This window comes from Patulibacter sp. NPDC049589 (assembly GCF_040675535.1).
Taxonomy (GTDB): Bacteria; Actinomycetota; Thermoleophilia; order Solirubrobacterales; family Solirubrobacteraceae; genus Patulibacter.
Genome location: NZ_JBFAPC010000006.1, coordinates 1 through 17,703, shown reverse-complemented (window position 1 = coordinate 17,703; position 17,703 = coordinate 1). Strand labels below are relative to the sequence as shown.

16 protein-coding genes and 1 pseudogene are annotated in these 17,703 nt (G+C 72.9%); 4 read left to right on the top strand and 13 right to left on the bottom strand.

Annotation, left to right across the window (positions count from 1 at the left end; genetic code table 11):
* Positions 1–83 precede the first annotated feature (83 nt).
* The 3 genes from AB0L40_RS02060 to eno all read right to left on the bottom strand — a co-directional run bounded on the left by AB0L40_RS02060 (position 84) and on the right by eno (position 2,339).
* A complete protein-coding gene (locus AB0L40_RS02060; protein WP_364348405.1) occupies positions 84–407 on the bottom strand; it encodes a hypothetical protein in 324 nt (107 codons plus the stop codon).
* A gap of 145 nt (positions 408–552) precedes the next feature.
* Positions 553–894 carry a hypothetical protein gene (locus AB0L40_RS02055; protein WP_364348402.1) on the bottom strand — a complete coding sequence of 114 codons (342 nt, stop codon included), beginning with the start codon at positions 892–894 and terminating at the stop codon, positions 553–555.
* Between the two features lie 161 nt (positions 895–1,055).
* Positions 1,056–2,339, bottom strand: a complete 1,284-nt coding sequence (gene eno, locus AB0L40_RS02050) for a phosphopyruvate hydratase (protein ID WP_364348399.1) — start codon at positions 2,337–2,339, stop codon at positions 1,056–1,058.
* 290 nt (positions 2,340–2,629) lie between these two features.
* Between eno and AB0L40_RS02045 the strand changes: the two genes are divergently transcribed.
* Complete coding sequence (locus AB0L40_RS02045; protein ID WP_364348396.1) at positions 2,630–2,989, top strand: peptidoglycan-binding domain-containing protein; 360 nt, start codon at positions 2,630–2,632, stop codon at positions 2,987–2,989.
* A 119-nt stretch (positions 2,990–3,108) separates the two neighbouring features.
* Positions 3,109–3,255, top strand: coding sequence for a DUF1059 domain-containing protein (locus AB0L40_RS02040; RefSeq protein ID WP_364348393.1), 147 nt, complete (start codon positions 3,109–3,111; stop codon positions 3,253–3,255).
* Between the two features lie 73 nt (positions 3,256–3,328).
* On the opposite strand, the gene AB0L40_RS02035 is transcribed toward AB0L40_RS02040, so the two are convergent.
* The 4 genes from AB0L40_RS02035 to AB0L40_RS02020 form a co-directional block, all read right to left on the bottom strand.
* Entirely contained in the window at positions 3,329–4,234 is a 906-nt protein-coding gene (locus AB0L40_RS02035; RefSeq protein ID WP_364348391.1) for a MazG nucleotide pyrophosphohydrolase domain-containing protein, read from the bottom strand.
* Positions 4,235–4,396: 162 nt separating this feature from the next.
* A complete protein-coding gene (locus AB0L40_RS02030; protein WP_364348388.1) occupies positions 4,397–5,554 on the bottom strand; it encodes a peptidyl-prolyl cis-trans isomerase in 1,158 nt (385 codons plus the stop codon).
* Between the two features lie 187 nt (positions 5,555–5,741).
* On the bottom strand, positions 5,742–9,158 hold the full coding sequence (mfd, locus tag AB0L40_RS02025; RefSeq protein WP_364348385.1) for a transcription-repair coupling factor: 3,417 nt from the start codon (positions 9,156–9,158) through the stop codon (positions 5,742–5,744).
* Positions 9,159–9,373: 215 nt separating this feature from the next.
* The gene (locus AB0L40_RS02020; protein WP_364348383.1) at positions 9,374–9,817 is read right to left on the bottom strand and encodes a hypothetical protein; all 444 of its coding nucleotides are present in this window, start codon (positions 9,815–9,817) and stop codon (positions 9,374–9,376) included.
* 293 nt (positions 9,818–10,110) lie between these two features.
* Between AB0L40_RS02020 and guaB the strand changes: the two genes are divergently transcribed.
* A complete protein-coding gene (guaB, locus tag AB0L40_RS02015) occupies positions 10,111–11,649 on the top strand; it encodes an IMP dehydrogenase (RefSeq protein ID WP_364348380.1) in 1,539 nt (512 codons plus the stop codon).
* 234 nt (positions 11,650–11,883) lie between these two features.
* Here guaB and pth read toward each other — a convergent pair whose 3' ends face one another.
* From pth to AB0L40_RS02000, 3 genes are all read right to left on the bottom strand, one after another.
* Positions 11,884–12,495: an aminoacyl-tRNA hydrolase gene (gene pth, locus AB0L40_RS02010; RefSeq protein ID WP_364348377.1), complete on the bottom strand. Its 612-nt coding sequence runs from the start codon at positions 12,493–12,495 to the stop codon at positions 11,884–11,886.
* 111 nt (positions 12,496–12,606) lie between these two features.
* Positions 12,607–13,260 (bottom strand): 50S ribosomal protein L25, encoded by a 654-nt coding sequence (locus tag AB0L40_RS02005; protein WP_364348374.1) that lies wholly within the window; start codon positions 13,258–13,260, stop codon positions 12,607–12,609.
* A gap of 116 nt (positions 13,261–13,376) precedes the next feature.
* Positions 13,377–15,494, bottom strand: a complete 2,118-nt coding sequence (locus tag AB0L40_RS02000) for a glycoside hydrolase family 2 TIM barrel-domain containing protein (RefSeq protein WP_364348371.1) — start codon at positions 15,492–15,494, stop codon at positions 13,377–13,379.
* A gap of 50 nt (positions 15,495–15,544) precedes the next feature.
* Here AB0L40_RS02000 and AB0L40_RS01995 point away from each other — a divergent pair, with 50 nt between their 5' ends.
* A complete protein-coding gene (locus AB0L40_RS01995) occupies positions 15,545–15,832 on the top strand; it encodes a DUF4235 domain-containing protein (RefSeq protein WP_364348368.1) in 288 nt (95 codons plus the stop codon).
* 97 nt (positions 15,833–15,929) lie between these two features.
* Here the strand turns inward: AB0L40_RS01995 and AB0L40_RS01990 are convergent, their stop codons facing one another.
* The 3 genes and pseudogenes from AB0L40_RS01990 to AB0L40_RS01980 all read right to left on the bottom strand — a co-directional run.
* Positions 15,930–17,000 carry a cellulase family glycosylhydrolase gene (locus AB0L40_RS01990; protein ID WP_364348365.1) on the bottom strand — a complete coding sequence of 357 codons (1,071 nt, stop codon included), beginning with the start codon at positions 16,998–17,000 and terminating at the stop codon, positions 15,930–15,932.
* A gap of 96 nt (positions 17,001–17,096) precedes the next feature.
* On the bottom strand, positions 17,097–17,411 hold the full coding sequence (locus AB0L40_RS01985) for a hypothetical protein (protein WP_364348362.1): 315 nt from the start codon (positions 17,409–17,411) through the stop codon (positions 17,097–17,099).
* A gap of 115 nt (positions 17,412–17,526) precedes the next feature.
* Positions 17,527–17,703, bottom strand: a pseudogene (locus AB0L40_RS01980) (ribose-phosphate diphosphokinase); the annotation flags it as partial.

Sequence of the window (17,703 nt, the reverse complement as noted above, 5' to 3'; positions counted from 1 at the left end):
GGTCGAGGCCCTGCCTCCCGCGGTCGAGCCCCGCCCGCCGCGGGCCGCGGCGCCCCGGGCGTCCGCCGGCGGCCGCCTCCGCGTCAGGTCTCGCGGTACACGATGCGTCCGCCGCCCCAGTCCTGGGCCTGGCCCAGGTAGCGCAGGAACGCGGCGTCGGTGATCCGCGAGTCCCAGGCGTCCGGGTCGTCGGGGGCGACCCGCGACGCGAGGTCCAGCGCCCAGCTGACGCCGCCCTCGTAGAGGTCGACGAGCTCGTTCGTCGTGAACGCCCCGCCGAGGCGCCTGCGGAGCTCGTCCGCGATCTCGGAGACGACCTCGTCCGCCTTGCGACCGAGACGCCCGTCCAGCCCCAGCACGTACCGCTCGCCGCTCCGCCACTGCTCCACCGCCAACGTCAACCGCACACCGCCGACGATAGCCCACGCTGGATGCGGTCCCACCCGTCCGCCTCCCGCGGACGGGTGGACCGTCGCCTCCGACCCCTCCGTGCGCGCCGCGGTGCCCACCTCTGTGGAGGTGGTGGGCGCTCCCGGGCGGCGCTCGGACGGATCAGTTCTTCGGCAGCCCGGTCACGACGTAGGCCCGCTCACCCTCGCGGACCATGCCCATCGCGCGTGCTTGGACGGTCAGGCCCCGAGCGCTGCTCAGGCGGGCCTTCTCGTGCTCCAACCGGCTCTCGGTGGCCCGCAGCGCGTCGAGGCGCTGCGCCTGCTCACCGGCGGCGCTGCGCGCGCTGACCCAGTCCAGGGCCGGGCGCACGTAGCTGGAGGCCATCAGCAGCACCACCACGACGAGCGCGATGCGCCCGAAGCGGGCGCGGTTGGCCGCCACGCGGGCGGCCTGCGTCGAGGGGGTGCGGGTGCGATGACCGGCGGTCGGAACGCTGCTCACGACCCGGGGATTCGTCCCCCGCGCCGCGGTTCCTCGCGGCGCACGACGCCTTGCAGCGAATCCCGCGGATGGGCTGCAAGACGCGTTGCAGGACCCCGGAACGCCTGTTCGCGCCGGGGTCCCGAGCCAGCGGCGCGACGGCGCGCCGCGGGCGGAACCGACTAGCCGCGGAAGACCGAGCGGCCCGGGTAGACGGCCTTGGCGCCCAGGGCCTCCTCGATGCGCAGCAGCTGGTTGTACTTGGCGACGCGGTCCGAGCGCGACGGGGCGCCGGTCTTGATCTGGCCGCAGCCGGTGGCGACGGCGAGGTCGGCGATGGTGACGTCCTCGGTCTCGCCGGAGCGGTGCGACATGACGGCGGTGTAGCCGGCGGCGCGGGCCATGCGGATGGCCTCGAGCGTCTCGGTCAGGGTCCCGATCTGGTTGACCTTGATGAGGATCGAGTTGGCGGTGCCGGTGTCGATGCCGCGCTTCAGGCGCTCCGGGTTGGTGACGAAGAGGTCGTCGCCGACGAGCTGGACCCGCTCGCCGAGCGCGTCGGTGAGGACCTTCCAGCCGTCCCAGTCCTCCTCGTCCATGCCGTCCTCGATCGAGAGGATCGGGTACTTGCCGGCCTTGTCGGCCCAGTACGCGGTGAGCTCGGCGGACGTCAGCGACCGGTTCTCGTGGGTCAGGACGTACTTCCCGCCCTCGAAGATCTCGGACGTCGCCGGGTCCAGCGCGATGCCGACCTGCTCGCCCGGCTTGTAGCCCGCCTTCTCGATGCCGTCGACGAGGACCTGGAGGGCCTCCTCGTTGGACGAGAGGTCCGGGGCGAAGCCGCCCTCGTCGCCGACCGACGTCGCCAGCCCGCGGGAGTGCAGCAGGGCCTTGAGGTGGTGGAAGATCTCGGCGCCGACGCGGAGGCCCTCGGTGAAGCTCTCGAAGCCGAACGGGACGATCATGAACTCCTGGAAGTCCACGGAGTTGTCCGCGTGCGAGCCGCCGTTCAAGACGTTCATCATCGGGACCGGCAGCGTCACGCCGGCGCCGGGGGCGTCGACCTGCAGGTGCTTCCACAGCGGGACGCCGGCGTCGGCGGCGGAGGCCTTCGCGACGGCGAGCGAGACGCCGAGGATGGCGTTGGCGCCCAGGCGCGACTTGTTCGGCGTGCCGTCGAGGTCGATCAGCGCCTGGTCGAGCCCGGGCTGGTCGTCGGCGTCGCGGCCCTTCACGGCGGCAGCGATCTCGCCGTTGACGTTCGCGACCGCGTTGAGGACGCCCTTGCCGAGGTAGGCGTCGCCACCGTCGCGCAGCTCGGTCGCCTCGAACTCGCCCGTGGAGGCGCCCGACGGCACGGCGGCGCGCGCGGTGGCGCCGGAGGCGAGGGTCACCTCGACCTCGACGGTCGGGTTGCCCCGGGAGTCGAGGACCTGGCGGCCGAGGACGGACTCGATCTGGCTCATGGGCGCACAGTCTGCCGGGTGGCTGCGGTGTACGTCGGCCCGGGGGCGGACGACGTCCGGGCCGACCCCGGTCCGGGTCCGCCCCGGGCCCCGCCGGGGTCATCCCCCATTCCCGCGAGGGGCCGTGCCCGGGAGGATGGCTCCACCGTCCGGCGCGCTCGACGCGCCGGGCGGACGGGCCCTCGGGCCCGCGGCGCCGGGACGAATCCTCAGGCGCCGTTCAGGAGGCCCTCGGGGCGCGCTCATGCCGGCGTGGGACCGTGGATCTCACCACCACCGGAAGCGCCACCATGTCGACCTCGATCCACCACCAGCAGCCCCGCACCTGGACCCCCGGGACGGCGACCGAGCGCCCCGCCGGGCCGTCGCCGCTGGTCGGGCTCGCCGTCGCGCTGCGCGCCCTCGGCGCGGCGCTCGTGCCGGGGCGGGCCGCGGAGGACGTCGTGCCCGCGCTGCACACGGTCGACGCGCAGGCCCTGCTCGTGCGGGCCGGCACCCTCGACGCCGGGCGCTGCAGCGGCCGGTGGGACCGGTCGACCACCGACGCCGTCGCGCTCTTCCAACGCGCCCGGCACCTGCCCGTCACCGGGATCGCGGACCGCACGACCTGCGACGCGCTGCTCGCCACGCCGGAGCGGGACGCCGCCTGACGCGGCGCCGACGGCGCCCCGCCGACGGGCGCACGCCACGCACCCATCGGGTGGAGCTGCCCCTCGTCGTCTGCCACGCTGGTGGTCCCACCCCTCCGAGAGGACCCACCATGAAGGTCATGACCTGTCCCTGCGGCGCGTCGCTGAGCGGCGAGACCGACGACGAGTTCGTCCAGTCCGTCAACGAGCACATGAGCGCCGCCCATCCCGAGATGGCCGGCAAGTACACGGACGAGCAGATCCTCTCGCGGGCCCAGGAGGCCTGAGCCGAGGACCGGCGGGCAGGGGACGGTCGGGGCTCCCCCGGCAGATGCCGGGATGGACTCCCGGGCGCCCCGGTCAGCCCTCGTCCGGGTCCTCGGGCGTCACTTCGGGCCCGGGACCGCCCTCCGCGAAGAGGACCTGCGCGTAGTAGCCGAGCCGGTCGTCGTCGCCGAGGTCCGCCCAGGTGCGGCCCTCGGCCTCGGCCAGCACCTCGGCCCGCAGGACGCGGTCGCGGAAGCGGATGCTCGCGGAGCGCAGCGCGATCTCCGGGTCCGCCTTCGCCTTGCGGGCGACGTTGGTGACGGCGAAGAGCGCGTCGCCCAGTGCCTGGAACGTCGCTGCGCGGGCGCCGGCGCGGATCGTCTCCGCCAGGCGGTCGAGCTCCGCGTGGGCGGCCTCGAGCGCCGCGTCGACGTCGATCGGATCGAAGCCCGAGCTCGCGGCCCGGCGCTGCACCTTGCGCGCGAAGAGCAGCGACGGCAGGTTGTCGGGGACCTCGCCGAAGATCCCGCCCTCGCGGCCGGCCTCGGTCTTCTTGATCGCGTCCCAGTTGGCCAGGACGTCGTCGGCACCCGTGACGTCACGCAGCTGGGCGCCGGCGCGGTCGCCCTCGGCGTCGCGCTCCGCGGCGTCGGCCGCGAGGACCTCGGCCATCTCGGTGGAGTCCGCAGCGAAGACGTGCGGGTGGCGGCGGATCAGCTTGCGGCGACAGTGCGCCGCCACCGCGGCCAGGTCTCCGGCGCCCCGCTCCTCGAGCAGCAGCGAGAGGAAGTGGACCTGGAAGAGCACGTCGCCCAGCTCGTCGCGGAGCTTGGCGTCGTCGCCCGAGTTGGCGGCGTCGGCCAGCTCGTAGGCCTCCTCGAGCGTGTGCGGGACGATCGTGCGCTCGTCCTGCTCGCGGTCCCAGGGGCACTCGATGCGCAGCCGCCGGGTGATGTCGTCCAGCGCGCCGAGCGCTGCGGTGATGTCGTCTCGCGGCACCCCCAGGAGGATAGAGGCCGGGGCACCCGGCTCCCGGCCGATTCCGCGGCGAGAAGCCGGGTGCCCCGGCGTCGACGTGCTGCGTGTGCCGCCGGCCCCGGGTCGATCAGGACCCGGGGCGGCGCAGGAGGGGCCCGGGCGATCACGCCCGGCCCGCGGGTGCTACTGGCCCGTCGTCGCCGCGCCGGCCGCCGCCGTCGTGGTCGTCGGCTTCGGCTGGTTCTTGCAGAACTGGACCTGGTTGTAGCCGTCGCGGCAGTCGGTCTTCTTCTTGTACTCCGCGACGACGCCGTCGGACCACTTCGTCAGCGCCTCCTGCGGCTTGGTCTGCTGGACCGTCTGCTTCAGGACGGTCTTGACCTTGTCGAAGGGGATCGTCGTGGCCGGCGTGATCTTGTCGACGCGCAGGACGTAGTAGCCGGTCTCCGTCTTGACGGGGCCGGCGAGCTTCGTGGCGGCGGTCGAGAACGCGGCGTCCTCGAGGCCCTTCTCCTGCTGGCCCTTCACGACGTTGGCGAGCTTGCCGTCCGCGTTGCGGGTGACCTGGTCCTTGGAGTACTTCTTCGCCACCGACGCGAAGGTCGCGCCGGCGTCGAGCTCGGCGCGCGCCTTCTTCGCCTCCGGCTCGGACTTCGTCAGCACGATGTGGAGGTTGCGGGACTCCGGCTGCGTGTACTGCTTCTTGTTCTTGTTGTAGTACGCGAGGACGTCGGCGTCCGTGACGGTGCTGCCGTCCTTCGAGATCTTGGCCTGCACCTTCTGGAGCAGGACCTCGGCCTTGGCCTCGGTCTTCAGCTGCTCCGGCGTGACGCCGGTCAGGGCCGTGAACTTGCCGAGGTTCGCCTTGCCGGCCAGCAGCTGGGTGTAGAGCCCGTCGAGCTGCTTGTTGACCTCGGCGTCCGTCGCCGTGACCTTGTACTTCGCGGCCTCGCCCTCGGCCACCTGCTGGACGATCAGCATCTGCAGCGCCTGCGGCTTCGACTGGTCGCCGATGTTCTTGCAGTAGGCGACGAGGTCGGCCGGCTTGGCCTGGGCCGCCTGCTCCTTCGTCAGCGACTTCTTCAGGAGCGTCGTGCACTCCGTGTACGGCGCGGTGAAGGACACGAGCTTCGGCGTGGCCTCCTTGAAGACGCCGTTCTTCGTGAACTGCGGGCTCTGGCTCGCGGCGAGCAGCTGCAGCTTCTGAGCGCCCTCGAACTGCGTCTTCGTGATCTCGGTCTTGCCGACCTTGGCGACGGCGTCGGCGGACAGACCGTCATCACCGCCGCAGCCGGCCAGCGCGACGGCGACCGGTACGCCGATGGCGCACGCGAGGAACACGCTTCTGAAGGGACGCTGGGTACGAGGCATCGGGCGCCAGACTAGCGATCAGACATAAGTCCGCGCTCAGGGACGCCTCTGGATGCCTCCAGCGGTTCACGAAGTATCGCACCCACGTCGGCGCCCGACCACCGTGCTGACCCGGAACGTGCAATCCGGCAGACCCCACCTGGAGCCACGCCGAGGCTCAGGCCAGCGCGACGCTCAGGGCTGCCGCGCGTACACCCTCGGCCGCCGCCACGACGGCCTCCAGGCGCTCCGGGCCCTCGGCCGGGACGGTCACGGTGATCCGGGAGTGTCCGCCCTCGTACTTCATGACCAGACCCGCGGAGGTGCCCTCCTCGCGCAGGCGCGAGATGCCCTCGGCGTCGAGCTCGATCGGCGTCGCGGTGAGCTTCGTCCCGCGCAGGGTGACCACGCGGCAGCGGGCCTCGCCGAAGCGGATCCGCGCGCGCTGGAGCTCGACGAGGTTCAGCAGCGGCTCCGGCATCGCGCCGAAGCGGTCCTCGAGCTCGCCGCGCAGCTCCTCCAGGTTCGCGACGTCGTTGGCGGACGCGATCCGGCGGTGGATGTCGACCTTCGCCTGCTCGTACGGCACGTACTCCGCCGGGACGTAGGCGGAGACCTGCGCGTCCATGCGGACGGGCTCGGGGCGCTCGTCGGCCCCGTCCTCGGTGCCGTCGCGGTCCTCGGCCTCGCGCTCCTGGACCGCGTCCTCGAGCATCGAGAGGTAGAGCTCGAAGCCGAGCGCGGCGACGTGCCCGGACTGCTCGTCGCCGAGCAGGTTGCCGGCGCCGCGCAGCTCGAGGTCGCGCATGGCGATCTGGAAGCCGGAGCCGAGCTCGGTGTAGTCCGCCAGCGCGGTCAGCCGGTGCATCGCGTCCTCCGTCAGCGCCGCCGCGGAGGGGTAGAGGAGGTAGGCGTAGCCGCGGTCCTTGCCGCGGCCGACGCGGCCGCGGATCTGGTAGAGCTGGCTCAGGCCGAAGAGGTCGGAGCGGTCGACGATCAGGGTGTTGGCCTGCGGGATGTCGATGCCCGACTCGATGATCGAGGTCGAGACCAGCACGTCGGCGTCACCCTTGAGGAACCGCATCATGTGGTCCTCGAGCTGCTGGTCGCTCATCTGCCCGTGGGCGACCTCGAAGCTCATGTCCGGGCAGAGGCCGCGCAGGCGGGCCGCCGTCTCGTCGATCGTCTCGACGCGGTTGTGGAGGAAGAACGACTGGCCGCCGCGGTCCTTCTCGCGCCGCAGCGCCTGGCGGACGAGCTGCTCGTCGTACTCGCCGACGTACGTCTTGACCGGGCGCCGGCCCTCGGGCGCGGTCTCGATGGTCGAGATGTCGCGCAGGCCGGCGAGCGACATCTGCAGCGTGCGCGGGATCGGCGTCGCGGACATCGCGATGACGTCGACCCGCAGCTTCAGCTGCCGCAGGTTCTCCTTCTGCTTGACCCCGAAGCGCTGCTCCTCGTCGACGACGATCAGACCGAGGTCCTTGCCCGCGACGTCGCGGCCGAGGATGCGGTGGGTGCCGACGAGCACGTCGATCTTGCCCTCGTTGAACGCCCCTACGACCTCGCGCTGCTCCGGCGCGGTGCGGAAGCGCGAGACGTGGTCGACGGTCAGCGGCAGGTCCCGCAGGCGCTCGGCGAACGTGCCGTAGTGCTGCTGGGCGAGGATCGTCGTCGGGGCGAGGATCAGGACCTGCTTGCCGTCGGCCGCGGCCTTGACCGCGGCGCGCAGCGCGACCTCGGTCTTGCCGAAGCCGACGTCGCCGCAGATCAGGCGGTCCATCGGGCGCGTGGACTCCATGTCGGCCTTGACGGCGTCGATCGCGTCGAGCTGGTCGACGGTCTCCTTGTACGGGAACTTCGCCTCGAACTCCTCGACGAGCTCCCCGTCGGGCGGGAACTGGTACCCGCGGCGGGCGCGGCGCTCGGCGTAGAGGGTGATGAGCTCGCCGGCCATCTCGTGCGCGGCCTTGCGCGCGCGGGTCTTGATCAGCTCCCAGCCCTTGCCGCCGAGCTTGCTGAGGCGCGGCTCGGCCCCGCCGCCGGTGACGTAGCGGGTGATCTTCGCGAGCTGGTCGACGGGGACGAAGACCTTGTCGTCCCCGTCGTACTGCAGCTTCAGGTAGTCGCGGGTGACGCCGCCGACGGTCTTCGTGTCGAAGCCGTTGAAGCGGGCGATGCCGTGGTCCTCGTGGACGACGATGTCGCCGGTGCGCAGGTCCGCGAAGGACTTCAGCGCGCCCTTGCGGCCGGAGCGCCGGCGGGACTCGTCGTCGGCCTCCGTCTTCCGCCGCCGCATCAGCCGGTGGTCCGGCAGGACGGCGAGCTCCATGCCCGGGGCGATGAAGCCGTGGCGCAGGTCCGCGATGACGAAGCCCGCGCGTGAGCGGTCGAAGTCGCCGTCGCCCACCCACTGGGCCCGCACGCGGGAGAGGTTGTAGGCCGCGCGGTCGCCGTCGCCCTGCCGCCGCCACGTGACGACGGTGCGGTAGCCGGAGCGCAGGAGCTTCTCGAGCTCGGTCTCCGCGCCGGTCAGGTTGCGGGCCGCGAGGTCGCCGGACTGTCCGTGGAGCTGCAGGTCCTGGTCCTGCAGGAGGCTCATGATCCGCAGCTCGGCGCGGCGGTCGAGCTCCTCCATGATCACGTCGGGCTTGACGTACAGGTGCCCGGCGTCCTCGTCGTGGAACGCCGCGCAGACGTCGTCCCACTGGTCGCGCAGCGCGGGCTGGATCTCCTCGTCGGCGACGAGGATCACGACGGCGTCCTCGGGGACGAGGTCGAGGAACGGCCCGAAGCGGTCGACCGGCAGGAGGCTCGCGACGTCGGGGCGCTCCTCCCCCTCCTTCGCGGCCTGGATCGAATGGGCGATCTCGGCGCCGCGGTGCTCGGCGGCCAGCTCGGCCGCCGGGGCGACGTCGACCTGGTCGAGCTCGCCGAGGCTGCGCTGGGTGAAGACGGAGAACGCGCGGATCGACTCGATCTCGATGTCGAAGAGGTCGACGCGGACCGGGTTGTCCTCGGTGGCCGGGAAGACGTCGAGGATGCCGCCGCGGATCGCGAACTGGCCGCGGTCGTCGACCTGGTCCACGCGGGCGTAGCCGCACGCGACGAGGTCGTGGGCGCAGTCGTCGAGGTCCAGCAGCTCGCCGGTCTTCAGGCAGAAGCCGTGCGGGCGCAGCGCCGGATCGGGGACGGTCTCCGAGAGCGCGGCGGCCGAGGCGACCACGACGGGGAGCTCGGTCTCGCCGTCGTCCTCCGCCAGCAGGGCATCCAGCGCCGCGACGCGCATGCCGACGAGGTGCGGCGGCGGGGCGAGGTGCGACTCGTAGGCGACGCCGCGCGACGGGTAGAAGCGGACCGGCCGCGGGTGCAGCCAGGCGCGGAGGTCGCGGGCGAGCTCGCGGGCGGCCTTGTCGTCGGGCGCGACGACGAGCGCGGGGCGACCGAGGCCGATCGCGCCGTCGACGCCGTCCAGGGCCCCGGCGACCACGAACGGGCGCATCGAGGTGGCGACGAAGACCTTGCCGCCCTCGCGGGCGATGCGCGCGCCCGTGGGTTCGTCGGCGAGGTGGCGGAGGAGCGGGCGGAGGGACATGCGGCGGGCCTGTGGTGGCGAAGGAGGCGTCCCCGGGCGGGCGACGGGACGCGCGAAGGCCCCGCCGGGAGCCGGCGCGGCCGTGTTCGGACCCGCCGGACGACCGCCGGAGGGCGCCGCCGATTGTACGCGGCGGCCGTTCGTGCCGGACGTGGCCGGGGCCCGTGGCCATCGGGGCCGGCGGGACCCCGGGGCTCCGGCCGGCGCCGGCGCCCCTACATGCCGTGCTTCGCCGTGAGCTTCTCGTCGCCGTCGAAGCAGAACAGGTAGCCCTTGTCGGGCTTCGTCGCGCGCGAGTAGTAGACGCAGTCGTCCGACCCCTGGCCCGTCTGGTCGTAGATGTCGGAGCCCTTGCCGCCGGGGTCGCCGAACCGCTCGAGCACGGCGTCCTTGCTCGTGCCGGTCTTCACGGCGACGTACTCGGCACGCGTCACCTGGTGGTCGCTCGCCGACGTCTCGAGCATCGTCCCGCCGCCGGACCCGCCGAAGCCCCCGGGACCGAACGACGACGACGCGTCGTCCTTCGCCGAGCTCACCATCGAGAACCCGATCACCGCGACGACCAGGGCGGCGACGGCGCCGATGCCCCAGTAGACGGCGTAGCCCTTCGCCACGTCCCCGACCGTCAGGTCGCTCAGCTTCCGATCGAAGATGCTCACGGGTGCGTGTTGCCCGTACGCACGCAACCGCAAACGCCGTGGGGCGAGTGCGCCAGGGACACCCCAGGGGGCCTCGAGCCGCCCGCGCGGCGGTCGACCGTCCAGGGACCGGCGCGGGCATGCGCGACGCGGTGGACGAACCGGCCACGCCGCGTACCGCGTTACGGGAGCCCGATCACGCTGTTCCGCCCTCCGGGCGCGCTACCGTCCTAAGACGGACGTCACGTCGCTGCGGCAGTCAGCAGCGTCGCGGCACCCGGGTTCTCCTCGCCGCCGACCCAGCACCCGCCGCCATGCCCCACGTATCGCACCTGACGTCCCATGACGTCGCCCCCGCCGTCGAGGCGGTCACGCCGAGCGACAAGTTCGTGCTCGAGGGGTTGACCTACGACGACGTGCTGCTACTCCCGGGGCCGTCCGACGTGCTCCCGGGCGACGTCGGGACCGGCACGTGGCTGACGCGCAACATCCAGCTGAAGGTGCCGCTGCTCTCCGCGGCGATGGACACCGTCACCGAGGCCCGCATGGCGATCGCCATGGCCCGCCAGGGCGGCATCGGGATCCTGCACCGCAACCAGTCGATCGAGGACCAGGCGGCCCAGGTCGACACGGTCAAGCGGTCCGAGGCCGGGATGATCCGGCACCCCGTCACGATCGGCCCGGACGCGACGATCCGCGACGCCGACGCCGTGATGGGCCGCTACGGCATCGGCGGCCTGCCGATCTGCGACGAGCAGGGCCTGCTGCTCGGCATCGTCACCAACCGCGACATCCGCTTCGAGTCCGACCACGGGCAGCCGCTGCACTCGGTGATGACGAGGATGCCGCTCGTCACGGCTTCCCCCGGCACCTCGGGCGACGAGGCGATGCGCCTCCTGCGCGAGCACAAGATCGAGAAGCTGCCGCTGGTCGACGGCGACGGCCGACTCGCCGGCCTCATCACCCTGAAGGACTTCACGAAGACCGAGAAGTACCCGTCGGCCTCCAAGGACGGCTCCGGCCGCCTGCTCGTCGGCGCCGCAGTCGGCGTCGGGGCCGACAGTCGCGAGCGCGCCCACGCGCTCGTCGACGCCGGGGTCGACGTCCTGATCGTCGACACCGCCCACGGCCACCAGCGCGGCGTGCTCGACACCGTCGCCCAGGTCAAGCGCGAGACGTCCGTCGACGTCATCGGCGGCAACGTCGCCACCCGCGGCGGCGCCCAGGCGCTGATCGACGCGGGTGCGGACGCCGTCAAGGTCGGCGTCGGCCCGGGCTCCATCTGCACGACCCGCATCGTCGCCGGCGTCGGGGTCCCCCAGGTCTCGGCCATCTTCGAGGCCTCCCGCGCCGCCCGCCCGGCCGGCGTGCCGGTCATCGGCGATGGCGGCCTGCAGTTCTCGGGCGACATCGCCAAGGCGATCTCCGCCGGCGCGTCGTCGGTGATGCTCGGCTCGCTGCTGGCGGGCTGCGAGGAGTCTCCGGGCGAGCTCGTCTTCATCAACGGCAAGCAGTTCAAGTCCTACCGCGGCATGGGCTCCCTCGGCGCGATGCAGGGCCGCCAGAGCTTCTCCAAGGACCGCTACTTCCAGGACAACGTCTCCGGCGACGACAAGCTCGTCCCCGAGGGCGTCGAGGGCCAGGTCCCGTACCGCGGCCCGGTCCAGGCCGTCGCGCACCAGCTCGTCGGCGGCCTGCGCGCCGCGATGGGCTACACGGGCTCCGCGACCATCGGCGAGCTGCAGGACCACGGCCAGTTCGTGCGGATCACGTCGGCGGGGCTCAAGGAGAGCCACGCCCACGACATCCAGATGACGGTCGAGGCGCCGAACTACGCGGCGCGGCCCCGCTAGGACGTCCCGGCGGCGCCGAGGCGCCGCTCAGCAGCACCCCACGGGTCCGCCACGGCGGGCCCGTGGTCGTTCTGCGGGTGGCCCCGAGCCGCGCCGCAGTCCGGACGCGGCCCGGGCGGGCGGAATCGCGTCAGTCGGGGGCGGGGCCCGCAGCCCTGCGGGTGCCAGGAGCCTCGCCGACCCCCGGACACGATCCCGACCCGAGACGCTCGGGGCGGGGCCAGAACGATGCCCTCAGCCGTTCTGCTTCGCGGCGACGAGCTCGCGGCGGCCGAAGACGATCGACTCGGCGACGTCCGCCGCGGTCGTGACCAGGTCCTCGACGTCCTGCTCGGGCTGGCGCCACGTGCCCAGCACGTACCCCGAGACGATCTCGGGGTCCGTGGAGTTCGGCCGGCCGACGCCGATGCGGACGCGGCCGAAGGTGGGCTCGCCGAGCTCCTTCTTCAGCGACCGCAGACCGTTGTGGCCGGCGAGGCCACCCGCGAGGCGCCACCGGACGTCGCCGAAGGCGAGGTCGATCTCGTCGTGCAGGACGAGGATCCGCTCCAGAGGGACCTTGAGCTGGCCGCGGGCGGGGCTCACGGACCGCCCGGACTCGTTCATGAAGGTCTGCGGCAGGAGGACGGCGACGCGGGTCGGCGCCTCGCCCGGAGACTCCCGGACGGTGCCCTGCCAGAACTCGCCGCGGAACTTGGCGCGGCCCTTGCCGAGGTCCCAGCGGCGCACGAGCTCGCGGGCCACCTGGAACCCGGCGTTGTGCGGGGTGCGCTCGTACTGGGAACCGGGGTTCCCGAGCCCCACGACCAGCCAGTCGACGGGCGTCGTGCCGCCGAGGAGGGACATCGGGGGGGGGATCTGACGCGGACGGGAGGTGGTGCCGCACGGCGCTCGGACGCCGCGCCCGCGCAGGGCGCGGGCGGGCGGAGCGGCCGGGCGGCGGCCCGTCCGGGTCGACTACTCGCCGGAGCCCTCGGCGGCCGCGCTGCCCTCGGACGAGGACGTGCCGGCCTCGGCGGCGGCCTCCTCCTCGGCCTCGACCTCGGACGCCAGGCGCGGGGCGGCCATGTTCACGGCGATCGGCTCCGGATCGTCGACCAGCGTGGCGCTGCTCGGGATCGCGATGTCGCCGACGGTCAGGTGGTGACCGATCTTCAGGTCGGTGACGTCGATCGAGACGGACTCGGGGATCTCGTTCGGGAGGGCCTCGATGGTGATCTCGCGGACGATCTGCGCGACGATGCCGCCGAGCTTGATCGCCTCGGCGTCGTCGGAGCCGACGACCTCGACCGGGACCGTGGCCTGGATCTTCTGCTTCAGGTCGACGCGCAGCAGGTCGATGTGCACGATCTGGCCGCGGACGGGGTGGCGCTGGGCCTCCTTGAGCACGACCGGCTCGCTCGCGCCGCCGTCGATGGCGACGTCGATGACGGCGCCCTTGGCGGCCAGCGTGTGGCGCAGGTCGCGCTCGTTCACGGCGATCGAGACCGGGTCGGCCGAGCCGCCGTAGATCACGCCGGGGACGCTGCCCGTACGACGGGCACGCCGAGCCTCACGCGAGTGGGCGGGTTCGCGGGAAGCGACTGCGAGCGAGGAAGAGTTCGTGGCCATGAGCGACCGATGATCTTAGCGAAGGCGTTCGGGATCCGTCCCGCGCCACCGGACGGGCCCGGAGCGGCCGGCCCCGGGCCCGCGCGGCCCCGCCTCCGGCGGCGGGGCCGTGCCGGTCAGGCGCCGGGCGACGCGACCCCGTCGGCCGGGTCGCCGTCCTCGCCCGTGCCGTCGGACGAGAGGCGGCCCGGGGGCGACGGCGGGATGTCGACCGGCGTGCTCGGCGCCGGGGCCAGCTGGTCGACGCTCCCGAACTCGTCGTGCAGCACCTGCCACGCGGGCTTGCGGGACATGTCGCGGCCCAGGAGGCCCTTGCCGTGCCACGGCGGCGTCGGCACCGGGTTGCCGCCGCCCCAGTTCGGGCGGACCCGGAACTCGCGCAGGCCCCACCAGATCGCGCCCGAGAGCCACGGGCGGGAGCGGTAGACCGCGAAGTGGTGAGCCGCGTACGCGGCCTGGAAGGCGTACGTGCCGGGCTCGGTGACCGGGCCGTCGCGGTTGGCCTCGGCCCCCGTCTCGGTGATCATGATCGCCTCGTTGGGGTTGCACTTGCGGAGGTTGTCGAGGAACGGCCCGAGCTGGGCCGGGTCCGCGAGCGGCTCCGTCGGCGACCCGTACCAGCCGAAGTAGTCGTTGATCCCCAGCAGGTCGACCGGTCCGTAGGCCCCGACGCAGCCGTACTTGACCCCGGACTGGCGGGCGTAGGCCATCGGCCGCGTCGGGTCGTACTCGTCGACGACCTTGCGCGCGTCCTGGACGTAGCGGACGATCGGCGGGCCCGGGTTCGTGGTGAGCTCGTTGCCGATCGACCACGTGAAGACCGACGGGTGGTGCGCGTTGACCGTGATCGTGGTCTTCAGCAGGTCGAGGGCGTCCTCGCGGATGGTGTCGCGCGCCAGCTGCGACTGGCGCACCTGGTAGACCGGGATCTCGGTCCAGACGAGCAGGCCCAGCCGGTCGGCCTCCTCGAGGATCCGCGGGTGGAACGGGTAGTGCCCGCGGATCACGAGGCCGCCGAGGTCGCGGACCTGCTGCAGCAGCAGGTCCTGGCCCTCGTCCGTCAGCGCGCTGCCGCGGGGGATGTCCATCTCGTGGACGCCGGTGCCGCGCAGGTCCACGTCCTTGAAGTTCAGCTGGAGCTTGCCCGCCTTGACGCGGATCGAGCGGATGCCGGTGCGGGCGCGGTAGTGCGCCACCCGCTCCCCGTCGCGCTTGCCGCCGATCAGCCGGGCGTCGACGTCGGCCTCGTAGAGGTGCGGGTCCTTCGGCGACCACACGTGCGGCTTGGGGATCTTCACGGTCCCCGTCAGCTCCTTGGGGTGCGAGCGGCCCAGGGCCGGTGACGGTCGCAGCGAGACGCGGCCCAGCGTGATCGAGCGGCCGGCGACGCTCGCGACGATCTCCGCCCGCTGGCGCTTGGAGGAGAAGTTCGTCGCCGTCACGCGGTAGCGGACGACCCCCGAGCAGGTCGGGCACGGCAGGTCCGGCGTGATCTGGACCGGGGAGAGGTCGACCTGGTCGGCGTACCGCAGCCCGACCTCGCGCGGGATCCCCGCGTCGTTCCACCAGCCGCCGCCGGGGGTGCCGTCCTTCTGGGTCGACCCGGGCGGCAGGTCGCCGACCGTCCGGCGGCTGTCCGTGCGGACGACGATGTTGACCTGCCCGTCCTTGGCCTTGTCGCGCGGGATGACGGCCTGGAACGGCTCGTACGCGCCGCGGTGCGAGCGGACCCGGACGCCGTCGACCCAGACGATCGCCTGGACGGACACGCGCTCGAAGCGCAGGACGAAGAGGCCGCCGCGGCGGGCCTTCGGGATCGTCGGCAGGCGCAGCTCCCGGCGGTACCAGGTGATGCCACCGAGCTGCGAGGCCGGGCTGTTGTCGCCGGCGTTCCAGACGTTGGGGACCGTCGTGGGCGTCCACCCGACCGCGCTCTTCTGCCGCTGCCACGCGTTCTTCAGGCCGACCTGGCCCTGGTCGCGGCGGATCAGCCAGCTGCCGCCGACCGTCCAGCGGTCGTCCGGGCCCGCGAAGTAGCGGCCGCCCTTCGAGGGGAGCGACGGCACCGGGCGGGCGGTGTCCGTGCTCGGGGTCGCTGGTGCCTGGGTGGTGGGGGTCGCGGGGCCCGTGGTGGCGGGGGGCACGTCCTGCGCGTGGGTGGGCGCAGCGATGAGGGCCGACAGCACGACGGCCAGGGCCGCGACGCGCGAGGCGGCCCGAAGGGGGCGATGCATGCCTGCTCTCTAGCACGCGGCGCCCGGATCCCGCGCTACTCTCGCGAGCGATGAAGCTCCTCTTCAAGCCGTTCGGCCTCGTCGCGGGCCTCGTCGCTTCGCGCGCCGCGACCGCGATCTTCGACCAGGTGTGGCAGCGCGTCGACGGGGGCGACCTGCCCAACGCGGACGTCCGCGAGGATCCCGCGGGGCGGGCGATCGCCGCCGCGGCGCTGCAGGCCGCGATCTTCGCCGGCACGTCGGCGGCCGCCAGCCGTTACGGCATGCACGTCTTCGAGCACACCTTCGGCCGCTGGCCGGGCGACCACCGCGAGGCCCCGGAGCAGGTCGAGGCCTGACCGGCGGGCCGCGGGCCGGGGGGCCCGCGGCGGGACGCCGCGGACCACGCGGCGCCCACGGGTGGGCAGGGCGCGTCGCCGCGCCCCGCCCACCGGATCACTTCAGCTTGAGGAACGCCGTCCAGGTCTTGCGGACGCCGCCGGTGGACGTCTTCAGGCCGGACTTCCAGTCGCTCTTGCCGGCCGGATCGCGCAGCTGGTACCAGATGAACGTCTTGATGCCGTTCTTCTTGGCGAGCGAGAACGCCTGCTTCAGGTAGGTCGCGGCGCGCGCGTCAGGCGTCTTGTAGCGGCCCTCGGTGCGGTACGCGAACTCCGTGATGTTGATGTTCTTCGCGGCGGTGCCCGACAGCCGGCCGGCGCGCGCCAGGCTCTTGATCTGCGCGACCGTCGTCTTCAGGTTGCCGTGCGTCCACTGGTCCTTGGACGACGTCGCCTTGACGGGCGAGCGCGAGAAGTCGTAGGTGTGGAGCGTGAACCCGTCGCCCAGGAGCTTCGTCTTCGCGGCCTTCGAGCGGCTCGTCGGCTTGAAGCTCGAGTTCAGGTACAGCGCCTTGCGGAAGAACGCGCCGGGGTTCGTCGAGGCGTCGCCCGAGCGGGTGTTCGGGGCCGCCTCGCCGACCAGGACCTTGGCGCCCCGGTCGTTCTTCTTGATCTGCTTGTAGACCCGGTTGGAGAGCTTCACCCAGGCGGCCTCCTGGTGCGTCGGCCAGGCGGTCTTGTAGTTCGGCTCGTTGAACGTCAGGTAGCCGGCCAGCGACAGGTCGGAGAGCTGCTTGGCGATGTCGCCCATGAAGAGGACGTAGTTGGACTGCGTCGCGGCCGGGACCTTCGCGCCGGCCTTCTTGCCGCGGCCCATCGTCACGTAGCTGCCGACGAGCAGCTTGACGCGGTAGCCGCGCCCCTCGGTGGCCGCGCGGCGGATCCGGGCGATCTGGTCCGCGGGCGCCGACGTCGACTTGCCGTCCCAGTTGACGAGCACGCGGACGGTGCGGGAGCTCGACGCCTTCGCGTCCGTGAAGAACGACTGGCGGTCGGCCGCGTTGTCGCTCAGGATCGAGTTGTCCTGCAGGCCCTTGACGGTCTTCGCCTCTGCCGAGGCCGGGACCGCGATCAGGGAGAGCACGGCGAGGCCGCCGGCCAGCGTGCGGGCTGTGGTTCGGGACATGTGGGGGTGGTCCTCTCGTGGGGTACGACGGGAGCATGATGCCAAACGCGGAGGCACCGTACGCCGGGTTCGGACGCCTGGGCACCAGGCCGCGGGTCAGCGGGCCCGGCGGATGACGAGGCCGCGGTCGGCGAGCGCCGTCAGCGCGTCCTCGAAGTCGCCGAAGCGCCGGGCCGTCAGGAGCTCGACCGGCCGGCCCACGGGGCCGCTCGTCCGCATCCAGCGGTGGAGGGCCGGCAGGCCGACCCGCTCCGCCGGCTCCGTGGTCAGCGTCAGCAGCAGCGCCAGCTGCGGCTTGTGCTCGAGCTCGCCGCCGATCACCGACAGCGGATCGGCGTCGAGGATCAGCAGGACCTCGTCGTCGGTCAGCCCCAGGCGCTCGGCGAGGAGCTGGGCGGCGGTCGTCGGCATCCCACCGAGGGTACCGCGGGCGGGGCCCGGTCCCCTCCGGGTGGCCCGAGCCTCGTCGCAGCCCGGATCGGTCGAGACCCGAGACGCTCGGGGCGGGGCCCGGTCCCCCCTCCCCTTAGAAGAGCTGGTTCTCGCCCTGGAAGACCTCGGAGACCGAGTCGTCCGTGAAGATCGAGCGGATCGAGTCCGTCAGGAGCGCGGCGCAGGAGACGACGTGGACGTTGTCCGGGGCGCCGGCGCGCAGCGGGATCGTGTCGGTGACGACGATCTGCTCGAACGGGGCGGCGGCGAG

Coding starts and splice junctions, on each gene's coding strand:
- AB0L40_RS01985 (WP_364348362.1), bottom strand. CDS start 17,411: ATGCCGACGACCGCCGCCCAGCTCCTCGCCGAGCGCCTGGGGCTGACC.
- pth (WP_364348377.1), bottom strand. CDS start 12,495: ATGTCCCTCCTCGGCGGCACGACGCCCGTCGACTGGCTGGTCGTGGGG.
- AB0L40_RS01995 (WP_364348368.1), top strand. CDS start 15,545: ATGAAGCTCCTCTTCAAGCCGTTCGGCCTCGTCGCGGGCCTCGTCGCT.
- AB0L40_RS02000 (WP_364348371.1), bottom strand. CDS start 15,494: ATGCATCGCCCCCTTCGGGCCGCCTCGCGCGTCGCGGCCCTGGCCGTC.
- AB0L40_RS02005 (WP_364348374.1), bottom strand. CDS start 13,260: ATGGCCACGAACTCTTCCTCGCTCGCAGTCGCTTCCCGCGAACCCGCC.
- mfd (WP_364348385.1), bottom strand. CDS start 9,158: ATGTCCCTCCGCCCGCTCCTCCGCCACCTCGCCGACGAACCCACGGGC.
- AB0L40_RS02045 (WP_364348396.1), top strand. CDS start 2,630: ATGTCGACCTCGATCCACCACCAGCAGCCCCGCACCTGGACCCCCGGG.
- AB0L40_RS02040 (WP_364348393.1), top strand. CDS start 3,109: ATGACCTGTCCCTGCGGCGCGTCGCTGAGCGGCGAGACCGACGACGAG.
- eno (WP_364348399.1), bottom strand. CDS start 2,339: ATGAGCCAGATCGAGTCCGTCCTCGGCCGCCAGGTCCTCGACTCCCGG.
- guaB (WP_364348380.1), top strand. CDS start 10,111: ATGCCCCACGTATCGCACCTGACGTCCCATGACGTCGCCCCCGCCGTC.
- AB0L40_RS01990 (WP_364348365.1), bottom strand. CDS start 17,000: ATGTCCCGAACCACAGCCCGCACGCTGGCCGGCGGCCTCGCCGTGCTC.